13 protein-coding genes are annotated in these 12,459 nt (G+C 39.2%); all 13 read right to left on the reverse strand.

What is annotated here, in order from left to right; all coding sequences use genetic code 11:
* Window positions 1-1,329: an NfeD family protein gene (locus tag ACQKNX_RS10090; protein WP_427428761.1), complete on the reverse strand. Its 1,329-nt coding sequence runs from the start codon at window positions 1,327-1,329 to the stop codon at window positions 1-3.
* Between the two features lie 335 nt (window positions 1,330-1,664).
* On the reverse strand, window positions 1,665-1,838 hold the full coding sequence (gene rpsU / locus ACQKNX_RS10095; RefSeq protein ID WP_004227078.1) for a 30S ribosomal protein S21: 174 nt from the start codon (window positions 1,836-1,838) through the stop codon (window positions 1,665-1,667).
* A 381-nt stretch (window positions 1,839-2,219) separates the two neighbouring features.
* Window positions 2,220-2,789, reverse strand: coding sequence for a manganese catalase family protein (locus ACQKNX_RS10100; RefSeq protein ID WP_340823617.1), 570 nt, complete (start codon window positions 2,787-2,789; stop codon window positions 2,220-2,222).
* Between the two features lie 27 nt (window positions 2,790-2,816).
* Window positions 2,817-3,080: a spore coat protein CotJB gene (locus ACQKNX_RS10105; RefSeq protein WP_340823615.1), complete on the reverse strand. Its 264-nt coding sequence runs from the start codon at window positions 3,078-3,080 to the stop codon at window positions 2,817-2,819.
* Window positions 3,073-3,300 carry a spore coat associated protein CotJA gene (locus tag ACQKNX_RS10110; protein ID WP_401010563.1) on the reverse strand — a complete coding sequence of 76 codons (228 nt, stop codon included), beginning with the start codon at window positions 3,298-3,300 and terminating at the stop codon, window positions 3,073-3,075. Before ACQKNX_RS10110 ends, ACQKNX_RS10105 begins: the two co-directional genes overlap by 8 nt.
* A gap of 208 nt (window positions 3,301-3,508) precedes the next feature.
* On the reverse strand, window positions 3,509-4,180 hold the full coding sequence (gene deoC / locus ACQKNX_RS10115) for a deoxyribose-phosphate aldolase (protein ID WP_427428762.1): 672 nt from the start codon (window positions 4,178-4,180) through the stop codon (window positions 3,509-3,511).
* 197 nt (window positions 4,181-4,377) lie between these two features.
* Window positions 4,378-5,712, reverse strand: coding sequence for a tRNA (N(6)-L-threonylcarbamoyladenosine(37)-C(2))-methylthiotransferase MtaB (gene mtaB / locus ACQKNX_RS10120; protein WP_427428763.1), 1,335 nt, complete (start codon window positions 5,710-5,712; stop codon window positions 4,378-4,380).
* A 15-nt stretch (window positions 5,713-5,727) separates the two neighbouring features.
* The gene (locus ACQKNX_RS10125) at window positions 5,728-6,465 is read right to left on the reverse strand and encodes a 16S rRNA (uracil(1498)-N(3))-methyltransferase (RefSeq protein ID WP_427428764.1); all 738 of its coding nucleotides are present in this window, start codon (window positions 6,463-6,465) and stop codon (window positions 5,728-5,730) included.
* Between the two features lie 77 nt (window positions 6,466-6,542).
* Window positions 6,543-7,484, reverse strand: coding sequence for a 50S ribosomal protein L11 methyltransferase (gene prmA / locus ACQKNX_RS10130; RefSeq protein ID WP_427428765.1), 942 nt, complete (start codon window positions 7,482-7,484; stop codon window positions 6,543-6,545).
* A 21-nt stretch (window positions 7,485-7,505) separates the two neighbouring features.
* Complete coding sequence (gene dnaJ, locus ACQKNX_RS10135; RefSeq protein WP_427428766.1) at window positions 7,506-8,627, reverse strand: molecular chaperone DnaJ; 1,122 nt, start codon at window positions 8,625-8,627, stop codon at window positions 7,506-7,508.
* Window positions 8,628-8,869: 242 nt separating this feature from the next.
* Entirely contained in the window at window positions 8,870-10,708 is a 1,839-nt protein-coding gene (gene dnaK / locus ACQKNX_RS10140; protein ID WP_427428767.1) for a molecular chaperone DnaK, read from the reverse strand.
* A 76-nt stretch (window positions 10,709-10,784) separates the two neighbouring features.
* Window positions 10,785-11,351, reverse strand: a complete 567-nt coding sequence (gene grpE, locus ACQKNX_RS10145; RefSeq protein WP_427428768.1) for a nucleotide exchange factor GrpE — start codon at window positions 11,349-11,351, stop codon at window positions 10,785-10,787.
* A gap of 17 nt (window positions 11,352-11,368) precedes the next feature.
* Entirely contained in the window at window positions 11,369-12,397 is a 1,029-nt protein-coding gene (hrcA, locus tag ACQKNX_RS10150) for a heat-inducible transcriptional repressor HrcA (RefSeq protein WP_427428769.1), read from the reverse strand.
* Window positions 12,398-12,459 lie beyond the last annotated feature (62 nt).

The following is a 12,459-nucleotide window of genomic DNA, read 5'->3' on the forward strand; positions in this document are numbered from 1 at the left end:
TTATTCCTCCATCTCTTTTTCTGTTTGTCTCACGACAATGCGTGAGCCTTCTACTTTAATTACTTCTACATTCTTACCTACATCAACGTAGCCACCTTCTGACACAACGTCAATTCGTTCACTCACAAATCGAATTGTGCCAGCTGGACGAAGTGGTGTTAGCGTTATTCCCACTTTCCCTAACAACTCAGTGCGATTAACGTTTGACACATAGCCCTCTTCCGTTGTAGTAGCATCCATTAGCACTAACTTGTTTAAAACATGCATTTTTTTTCCGAAAAATTTCATCAGAATCACCATTCCTATTATGGCTACTACAAGCGCAATAAAAATCGCCATGACCATTTGCATCATGTTTGCACCTGCCAGCAGCAAGCTAAGTAATATAAGCACGCCACCTAAAATACCAACAATGCCTCCGGGGACAAAAAATTCTGCAATGACTAAAGCTAAACCTGCAATGAAAATTAACAATGTTTCATAGCCTGCAAAGCCTGCCACCATATGACCGAAGAAAAATAATCCCAGGGCTGATAACCCCATTATACCTGGAACACCGAACCCAGGCGAATACAGCTCCAACACAAGCCCTAAACTGGCAACAGACAATAAAATCGGCACAATAAGTGGATTCGTAATAAAACGAGCAATTTTTTCTGCAAAGGTTGGCTCAATTGATACAATATCACTGCCCTTTAAACCTGTCTTCGCCAAAAGTTCTTGAAAATTAGCAACAGTACCTTCAGAATATTTTACCTTTTCAGCCTCTGAAGCAGATAATGTTAATAGATTATCGCCTCCAGCTCGAAATTCTGGCAAATCAATTGTCGAATCTGCCATTGCTAATGCATATTTCGGGTCACGTCCTGATGTTTCGGCAGCTGCCTGCATTTGAGCTAGCCACGCGCTATGAGCCTTATTATCTGCTGCATTGCCAGCAGAATCAATTACTGCTGCTGCCCCAATTGTTCCATTTGGGACCATATAAATTTCATCTGCATGTAAGGCTAAAAAAGCACCGGCTGAATGGGCATCTTTGTTAATAAAAGCAATAGTGGGTATCGTAGTGGCATCCATAAGCATGGCGATATCACTTGCTGCATTGACAAAACCGCCAGGCGTATGTATATCCAGTACAATCGCTTCTGCATAGTTTTCTTCTGCCTCTTTAAAAGCTCGTTCTAAAAATGCGTGTAGTCCACGTTCAACTTCATCGTGAATCGGTACGTGGTAAACCTTGCTACTTGCGAATGCTGTAGTCAATGGAAACGCTACCATAACAGTCATCCAGATGACAATGATATAGCTAAGGATTCTCCTTTTCCGCATCTTTTTCCCTCCCTTCTAACATGCTTCTCTACTGTATATACGACTGACCTTGTAAAAAGTTTCACAAAATCAAGTTTATTTTTATTATACAGTATGATGTTTGTTTTTTCCCTTCAGTCGATTATCAAAGTTATTATTTTTCTTTGTAAAAAAAAAGCCGAATGAAATCTTTAGTGATTTCATTCGGCTTTTTCGAATATGTACCGCAAAAAGAGCATCATGCAAAATACCTGGAATTAATCGCAATTGCAACTAATTCCAGGTATATCATTGTCTGCTCAGTGAATCATACAATTGCGTGTTTTGAACGTAGGGATTTTTAATGGGAAATTAAATTACCACTTACGTTTACGTGCAGCTTCTGATTTCTTTTTACGTTTAACGCTAGGTTTTTCGTAGAACTCGCGCTTTCTAACTTCTTGAATTGTACCACTTTTTGATACAGTACGTTTGAAGCGGCGAAGAGCATCTTCAAGCGATTCGTTTTTGCGAACGACAGTTTTTGACATCTCTCTTTCCCTCCCTCCGAACACACGTCAATACACAATACAATTAGGCTAATAACCAACTGTTGTGTACTAAAAAATTATACCGTATTGTCTTATAACGGTCAATAGAAAGTATTCGAAATCACGAAGAGAATTTTTAAAATCCATTTTAACCGTATTTTAATCGGTTCTTCAGATAACAATAAGAGTCGGTATTGTGTATGAAGAGTAGGGCTGGCGCAGAATAATCTACCCTAAATGGAGATCTAGTACCAAAAATTTTTTCGTAATTTCGTTAGAGAGAGGGACATATCGAAATCTCTCCGTCATCACAAAAACTTTCATGCAGTTCGAACAGAAAAAGGTCAAACTGCGATAACGATTCAATAAGCAGTATATTGGTTAAAATATCTTCTTTGTATTGCCATCCTCTATTAAAATTTCTACAGCCTCTCTAAAGCGTTGCGAATGGATAATTTCTCGTTCTCTCAAAAAAATCAAACTATCATTTAAATCTGGGTCATCCGATAAGTCAATAATCCATTGGTATGTGGCACGTGCTTTTTCTTCCGCCGCAATATCCTCGTATAAATCAGCAATTGGATCCCCTTTTGCCTGTATATAGGATGCGGTAAATGGTACACCCGATGCATTTTGATAAAACAGCGCTTTATCATGGTTAACATAGTGATCAGCAAGTCCTGCTTCTTTAATTTGCTGAGGGGTTGCATCTTTCGTTAGCTTATAAATCATTGTTGCAATCATTTCGAGATGAGAAAATTCTTCCGTTGCTATATCCGTTAACAGGCCAACTACTTTATCTGGGATTGTGTAACGTTGGTTCATATAGCGAAGTGCTGCAGCGAGCTCTCCATCTGCACCACCATATTGCTCTACTAAATACTTTGCTAGCATCGGGTTACAAGTACTAACTTTTACTGGATATTGGAGCTTTTTTTCATAATACCACAAACATCCTTCCCCCTACCCCAAATGTATTTAAACTTGCCAAGGCCATGGCGTATCGATCCAATTAAACGGATAATTTGAATAGCTTCTACCAAAATTCATAAGCGGGCCAAATTTTTGTTCAAAATCTATTTTTAATCGCATACTTTTTTCGGTATTCTCATTAAATTGTGTAATTGCAGCATAATCATGTGGATGAGTATCTAAATAAAGATTTAATTCAACGATAACAAAATCAATAGCTTGAATTTCCTCGAGAAGCTGATAAAATTCTGGTGGCATTTGTTTACTCACCTTTCATCCCACCTCTCTCTGGATTTGGATAGGGACTAAAAAAATCGGGCCATAGTGTACCAAACTTTAACGCTTCCCTCGCCGTCTGAAATTGTGGTAGACCAGGCGGTTGAAAGCCTATATACAATTGTGGAGGTGTTGCAAAGCTTTTGACCTCTATCGGTTTACAAGGATCAAAAGGACTGATAAAAGGTCGCCAATACTTATATTGCGTAAACATTAAATCCTCCCTTCTAAAGGCAATTCCATCATTCGAGTATATGAGGTCGGAAAAATAATTATTCTGATGAAAAAAATTGGCATAACAGCGTTTACTATGTAGTTGTTTTTCACACACGATTTAATAGTTGAAAACAAAAAAATAGCATACTAGAAATTATCCAGTACACTATTTTTCCTATTGAGCAATATTAATTTATTCGTTCGAATTAGTAATTAGAGTCTGCAATTAAGCCCTTCATAATAGCTACGCCTGAGCTTGCACCAATGCGAGTAGCACCTGCTTCAACCATTTTTTGCATATCTTCCAAGCTACGAACACCACCAGAAGCTTTTACACCTAGCTCTGGTCCTACTGTTTTGCGCATTAAAGCGATGTCCTCTGCTGTAGCTCCACCAGTAGAGAAGCCTGTTGATGTTTTCACGTAATCTGCACCAGCTGCTACTGAAAGTTCACATGCTTTTACTTTTTCTTCCTCAGTTAGTAGGCAAGCTTCGATAATTACTTTAACAATCGCACTACCTTTTGCCGCTTCTACTACTGCTGAAATATCTGCTTGTACTTGTTCGAAGTTTTGATCTTTTAAAGCGCCAATATTGATGACCATATCCACTTCTTGTGCACCATTGGCAATCGCATCTTTTGCCTCAAATGCTTTTACAGCTGGTGTATTAGCGCCTAATGGGAAGCCAATAACCGTACAAACTAACACCTCTGAGTTTTGTAATAGCTCGCTGCAATATTTCACCCAAGTTGGATTTACGCAAACAGATGCAAAACCAAATTCTTTGGCCTCTGCACATAACTTTTCAATTTGTTCTTTTGTAGCCTCAGCCTTTAATAATGTGTGATCAATCATACTTGCATAATTTGTTTTCATTTAACAAGCGCTCCTTCTAACATAAGTTGTCCGTACCTCTCTGGAATAATAACATGTTTTTACGTTTCCGTCTAATTTATTAAGTCACTACCCACTGGTTTTTAACTTGTCATAATTTTTATCTTGCCCGTTCAAGGTTAATATTATCAATAAAAAAAGGATTGTCCATCATCAACAGATAGACAATCCTTTAGCAATTATTTTACAGTTTCAAGTAAGCGTACGAACTGTCCTTTAGAATGAGGGTAGCCTGCTTGCGTAATTTTCACCTTTACAAGTTGGCCAATAAGGTTTTCTGGGCCTTCAAAAACTATTTTTAAGTAGTTGTCTGTATAACCAGTTAATAAGCCTTCTTCCTCACTACCATCGTGAACAAATTCTTCTGGAATTACTTCTAACACTTCATTTTCAAAACGAGAAGCATATTCCTTAGCAAGTTGGTCATTTAAAGCGATTAGGCGGTGAACGCGCTCATTTTTAATGTCCTCATCGATTTGGTCTTCCATACGAGCTGCTGGTGTACCTGTACGAGGAGAGAATGGGAACACATGTAATTCTGAAAATTTATGGTCACGAATAAAGTTATACGTTTCCATAAATTCTTCCTCAGTCTCACCTGGGAAACCAACGATAACGTCAGAAGTAACAGCTAAGTTCGGCAATGCTTCATGTAATTTTGTTAAGCGTTCTCCGAAAAATTCCATCGTGTATTTACGGCGCATACGTTTTAATACGGTATCCGAACCTGATTGAATCGGAATGTGTAGATGGTTAACAACAATGTTTGACTCGCGTAAAACATCTATTACCTCATCTGTCAGTTGGCTTGCTTCAATAGAAGAAATACGTAAACGCTTTAAACCTTTTACATTCGCCTCTAAATCGCGTAACAACTGGGCAAGGTTATAATCTTTTAAGTCTTGTCCATAGCCACCCGTATGAATACCTGTTAGTACTATTTCAAGGTAACCAGCATCAACTAATTGTTGCGCTTGGTTTAGTACTTCCTGTGGATCACGCGAGCGCATTAAACCACGCGCCCAAGGAATAATACAAAACGTACAGAAGTTATTACAGCCTTCTTGGATTTTTAATGATGCGCGTGTTCGGTCTGTAAATGCTGGCACATCTAATTCTTCATATACACGGTTTTTCATAATGTTGCGTACAGCATTAATTGGTTGACGCTCGTTACGATATTGCTCGATATAGCCAAGTAATTTTGTACGATCCTGTGTCCCTACAACAATATCAACACCAGGAATCGCCATAATTTCAGCTGGCGACGTTTGAGCATAACAGCCTGTAACACAAATAACAGCATCTGGATTTTGACGCACAGCTCGACGAATAACTTGTCGCGATTTTTTATCGCCCGTATTTGTTACTGTACAAGTATTAATAACATAAACGTCCGCTTGATGATCAAATTCCGTACGGTCATAACCGTCTTCTTTAAACAGTTGCCAAATAGCCTCTGTTTCATAGTGATTCACTTTACAGCCAAGTGTGTGAAAAGCCACTTTTGACAAGGCTAAACACCTCTTTCATTCAAATTCATATGATATTGCAGATAGCGCATAAAGTGGCGCTGTTTCTGCACGTAAAATTCTTGGACCAAGAGACATCGTTTGCGCGCCAGCTTGCTTCAGTGTATCTGCTTCTTTACGTGCAATTCCACCTTCTGGACCGAAGATAATAAGGATTGATTTCGACTCCTTATCATACACGTTTTTTAGCTTATCCGCAAACCTTGTGCGTTTTTCTGCCTTTGCATCCTCTTCATCTGCAATGAATACAGCGTCAAATTCACCCATACGCGATACAAGCTGCGAAAATTTTATTGGTTCGTATATTTTTGGAATGTGTGTGCGATGTGATTGCTCCGCTGCTTCTTTGGCAATTTTTTGCAAGCGCTCTTGTTTTTTCGCACCTTTTTTACCATCCCATTTTACAATGGATCGCTCCGCTTCAAATGGTAATAAGGCGTACATGCCAAGCTCTGTTGCTTTTTGTGTAATGAGTTCTAGTTTATCACCTTTAGGCAACCCACAAGCAACTGTTACACGAATAGGGAGCTCTGGAGATGGAATTGTTCGTCCCGTCGCATTCACAAGAACATCATCCTCTTCAAATGCAGCAATTGTGCAAATATAAGCGGTGTCCTGTGCCACGACGATGATTTCAGCACCTTCCTTCATACGCATAACACGCATAATATGGCGCGCATCTTCACCTGAAATGCGGGCTGAATCAATAGTTGTGTCAATGAAATAACGTTGCATAGCTCACACTCCTTTCTAATAAAGAAAACGCCAAACCGTAAGCACTCGGCTCACGATTTGGCGCTTCCTTGGTCAATTTATTGTGGTCGACGTGCGATTATCGCTACCCAATCTTCCATTAATAATACTTCTTCTATAACAAAACCTGAAGCTTCAAGTGCTGCTTTCACATCATCTCGTTTCGCCCCAATGATGCCTGAAGTGACATATAATCCACCTGGTTTGACAATTGTAAATGCATCGTCAGTAAAGGATATAATTATCTCTGCTAAAATGTTTGCGACTACAACATCAGCTGGCTCTTTCACAGTATCTAATAAGTTCCCGTGGAAAACTTCAACTTTATCGCTTACTTTGTTTAACGCAACATTTTCTTTAGCAGAACGTACAGCTACTTCATCCAAATCAAGCGCATGCACACTTTTTGCACCAAGCATTGCTGCACCAATCGAAAGAACCCCAGAGCCAGTACCAATGTCGACAACCGAGTCGCCTTCTTTCACGACTTTCTCAAGACCTTGTAAGCACATAACCGTTGTTGGGTGTGTTCCTGTACCAAATGCCATACCAGGATCTAACTCAATGATTAATTCATCCGTTGAAACTGGTGTATAGTCTTCCCATGTCGGTACAATTGTAAAACGTTCTGAAATTTTAACAGGGTGATAATATTGCTTCCACGCTGTCGCCCAATCTTCCTCGTTCACTTCTACAATAGACACAACATTTTCTCCGATATCAATGTTGAAATTCGTTAAATTCGTAATTGCCGCCTTGATTTCTTCGACTGTTTCATTTAAAAAGCTAGACTCTGATAAGTAAGCTTTAACGATAACACCCTCTTTTGGGAAATCTTCTTCATTTAGCGCGTAAATTTCACCATACTGATCTTCACGTGGCTTCGCATATTCAGCTGAATCCTCAATAACAACCCCGCTAGCTCCTGCTTCATGCAAAATATTTGAAATTGCTTCCACCGCTTCATTTTTTGTATGAATGGATAATTCTGACCACTTCACGTAGCTCTTCAGCTCCTCTAATTATTCACCTTGGAATTTTTTCTTGATTTTATCAAATAGTGAGCTTCCTTGTTCTTCTGGAATATCTCCACTAATTTCTGCAAATTCACGTAGTAATTGTTTTTGTTTCTCGGTTAATTTTTCTGGCGTAAAAACCCTAACTGTTACATATTGGTTACCTGTTCCATAACCATGCACATTTTTTACACCTTTATCTTTCAAGCGGAATTGTGCACCTGATTGTGTACCAGCTGGAATACGTAATTTCACTTTACCATGTACAGTAGGTACCTCAATTTCATCCCCTAATGCTGCCTGAGGGAATGTTAATTTTAATTCGTAGTAAATATCATCGCCATCGCGTTCGAATTCATTGTGCCCTTGAACGCGGAACATAATATATAAGTCACCAGCCGGACCACCATTAATACCTGGTTCACCTTGACCTGTTACACGAATTTGTTGACCATCATCAACCCCTGCTGGAATGGACACTTTAATTTTTTTACGTTTTTGAACTTTACCTTCGCCACGACAAGTTGAACATTTTTCTTTAATGATTTTACCTGTTCCTTGACATGTCGTACAAGTACGACGATTCATCATGCGGCCAAATGGTGTATCAACAGCCTGATTAATTTGTCCTGCACCTTTACAAGTAGAACATGTTTCAGGAGTTGTACCTGGTTTTGCACCCGAGCCATGACATGTTTCACATGTTTCGTCTTTAGGAATTTCAATTTCTGTTTCTTTCCCAAAAATCGCTTCCTCAAATTTAATATTCATGCGGTATTGCAGATCGTCACCTTTACGTGGTGCATTCGGGTCTTGTCGGCGTCCACCACCGCCAAAGAATGAACTGAAAATATCCTCGAAGCCGCCAAAGCCGCCGCCTCCGAAACCGCCACCACCAAAACCTGCATTTGGATCTTCGTGTCCAAATTGGTCGTAGCGCGCTTTTTTCTGATCGTCACTTAATACTTCATAAGCTTCAGCAATTTCTTTGAATTTTTCATCTGCACCTGGCTCTTTATTTAGATCAGGATGGTATTGTTTTGATAATTTACGGTATGCCTTTTTAATGTCATCTTTAGAAGCCGATTTCGTTAAACCAAGCACCTCGTAATAATCGCGTTTCTCCATGATTCACACTCCGCTCTTTTTGCATAAAATCTATTGTAACATGCAGTCTAAAAAACTGCCTCTATTTTCGCCATAATTTTCACTTTTCTATCCATATTTCTAAGCTTCATAGTCGAATTGACAAGCCCTTGACACTTCAATTTCGTCTATTCAAACATCAAGAAACAATTGTATAGAAAGAGAAAAGCCAAAGCCGCAAGCGGTCTTTGGCTTCTTCACTTTACTGTGCTGTTGAGAATTTCTTATTTGTCGTCTTTTACTTCTTCAAAGTCAGCGTCTACGATGTCGTCTTTTTTATCAGCTCCAGCATCTGGACCTGCCTCGCCACCTTGAGCCGCTTGTGCTGCAGCTGCAGCTTGTTCGTATACTTTCATTACTAGAGGCTGTAATACGCCTTCTAATTTTTCTTTCGCTGATTTAATACCTTCTAATTCGCCAGCTTCAAGCGCTTTTTTAAGCTCATCACGAGCATCCTCTACAGATTTCTTCTCATCTTCTGTAATTTGCTCACCTAAGTCAGCGATTGTTTTATCAACTTGGAATACTAATTGATCTGCTTCGTTGCGAAGATCTGCTTCTTCTTTACGTTTTGCATCCGCTTCTGCATTCGCTTCAGCGTCTTTTACCATGCGTTCAATTTCATCGTCTGATAAACCAGAATCAGATTGAATTACAATTGTTTGTTCTTTATTTGTACCTAAATCTTTCGCTTTAACGGAAACGATACCATTTTTGTCGATATCAAATGTTACTTCGATTTGTGGAATACCACGTGGTGCTGGTGGGATATCCGCTAATTGGAAGCGACCTAATGTTTTATTATCCGCTGCCATAGAACGTTCACCTTGCAGTACGTGAATATCTACTGCTGGTTGGTTATCAGCCGCAGTTGAGAATACTTGTGATTTAGATGTTGGAATTGTTGTGTTACGATCGATTAATTTTGTGAACACGCCACCCATTGTTTCAATACCTAAAGAAAGAGGTGTTACGTCAAGAAGTACTACGTCTTTCACATCACCAGTTAATACGCCACCTTGAACTGCAGCACCCATCGCTACTACTTCGTCAGGGTTAACTCCACGGTGAGGCTCTTTACTAGTTTCTTTACGTACAGCTTCTTGTACTGCTGGAATACGAGTAGATCCACCAACTAAAATAACTTGATCAATTTCTGAAGTTGATAGGCCTGCATCAGATAAAGCTTGACGTACTGGACCTACTGTACGGTTTACTAATGGTAATGTAATTTCATCGAATTTCGCACGAGTTAAAGAGATTTCTAAGTGTAATGGACCTGCTTCACCAGCTGTAATGAATGGTAAAGAAATTTGTGTAGAAGTTACACCTGATAAATCTTTTTTCGCTTTCTCAGCAGCATCTTTCAGACGTTGCATAGCCATTTTATCTTTAGAAAGGTCGATGCCGTTTTCTTTTTTGAATTCAGCTACTAAATATTCGATAACCGCGTCATCGAAATCGTCCCCACCAAGTTTGTTATCGCCAGCAGTCGCTAATACTTCGAATACACCGTCACCTAATTCAAGGATTGATACGTCGAATGTACCACCACCAAGGTCAAATACTAATACTTTTTGGTCTACATCTTGTTTGTCTAAACCATAAGCAAGTGCAGCAGCTGTTGGTTCATTGATGATACGCTCTACTTCAAGACCAGCGATTTTACCAGCGTCTTTTGTCGCTTGACGTTGCGCATCGTTAAAGTAAGCAGGAACAGTAATTACTGCTTTAGTTACTTTTTCACCTAAGTAATCTTCTGCATAGCCTTTTAAGTATTGAAGAATCATTGCCGAAACTTCTTGTGGAGTGTATTCCTTATCTTCCACTTTCACTTTTTCAGCTGTACCCATTTTTGATTTGATTGAAATAATTGTGTTTGGATTTGTCACTGATTGGCGTTTTGCTACTTCACCAACTTGTTTTTCACCATTTTTGAATGCTACTACAGATGGAGTAGTGCGATTTCCTTCTGGATTTGGGATAACTTTTGGTTCTCCGCCTTCAAGTACAGATACACAAGAGTTTGTTGTTCCTAAGTCAATACCGATAATTTTGCTCATAGTAAAATTTCCTCCTATTATTAAAACGCAAAGCTGCGTTAATTAACTAAAATATTTTTTCTAAATGATGCTTTGACTATTCGTTTACAGATACCATCGTTGGGCGTAATACGCGATCCTTTAAAATATAGCCTTTTTGCAACTCACGTAATACTACACCTTGTTCTTTTTCACTATCTTGTTCTTGCATGACAGCTTGGTGGATGTTTGGATCAAACTGCTCCCCTTCTGCTTTAATAACTTGCAAGCCTTCTTTTTCAGTTGCTTCCAATAGTGAACGGTAGACCATTTCGATGCCCTTTACAATTGATATTGCTTCATCAGAAGTTGGTTCAATTTGCAAAGCACGTTCAAAATTATCTAATACCGGCAGTAAATCCGATAATAGGTTTTGTGCACGATATTTTTCGGCAGCCTCACGATCAAGCTGTGAACGACGACGTAAATTATCAAAGTCTGCACGCAAACGTAGGTGACGATTTTCCTCGTCATCTAGCTTCGCTTGCAACTCTGCCAGCTTTGCTTCATACTGCTCTTCCACTGTTAGTTCTACTTCTTGCGTTTCTGTTTGCTCTACAGTTGACTCGTTTTCAGCTTGTACATTTTCTTGTACAAGGTCTTTGTTTTCAGTTGTTTCAGTCACTTAAATCCTCCTCATTATCAATCACTACGATTCTTCGTAAAGGCTTGCGATAAATCCAAACGCATTACTTCAAGCAAAGCAACCACACGCTTGTAATCCATGCGTGTTGGACCAATAATTGCAATGGCTCCTTGTTGATCTTCACCTAATGAATAAGTCGTTGTTATGACACTACAGTTTTCCATTTCTAACTGCTTATTTTCCGAGCCAATACGAATATGAATACCCGATTCGTTCGGATGGAAAAGCGACTGCACTTGGCTAGTCGTTTCCATTAAGTCCAGAATCATTCGGACCTTATTTAAATCGTGGAATTCCGGCTGGTTGAACATATTTGTCTTGCCACCGTAGAAAATTTTACTTTCCGAATTTTGCATTGTAGCTGAAACGAGCGAATGGATAAAATCATCCGCAGATCGCACATGTTGTTGTAAAATGGCGAGAATTTCAATTTCCAACTTTTTATGGATTTCATCTAATGAAACACCAACTAAGCGTTCATTTAAGATGTTAACCATTTTTTCTAGTTCAGCAGCGGTAAAATTAGGTGGTAAACTAAACATGCGATTCTCAACATGACCGTTATTCGTTACGATAATCGCTACTGCAGCATCACTTGAGAGTGGCACAATAGAAAAACGTTTTACTCGATGCCTTTGGACATCTGGTCCTAAAAGAATCGATGTATACGATGTTAGCTCAGATAAAATATTGGCTGACTTTCGGATAATGTGCTCTACTTCTACTAGACGTTCATTGAATATCGATTGAATCTGCTGAATATCCCGAGAATTAATGCCCTGTGGATTCAACAAATGATCTACATAAAATCTATACCCCTTTTCCGAAGGCACTCGACCAGAGGAAGTATGTGTTTTTTCTAAAAAACCTAATTCCTCTAAATCCGCCATTTCGTTTCTAATAGTGGCTGGACTAAATGTAATCTCATGTTTTTTTGAGATTTGGCGAGAACCTACCGGCTGTGCAGACATAATAAAATCATCTACGATTACTTGCAATATCTGTAATTGCCGATTTGTTAGCATGATTATCACCTCTGTTAGCACTCAACTAAGAGGAGTGCTAATACTATTAATAAGTTATCAAA

The sequence above is a fragment of the Lysinibacillus sp. NPDC093712 genome (assembly GCF_050280025.1).
GTDB lineage: Bacteria > Bacillota > Bacilli > Bacillales_A > Planococcaceae > Lysinibacillus.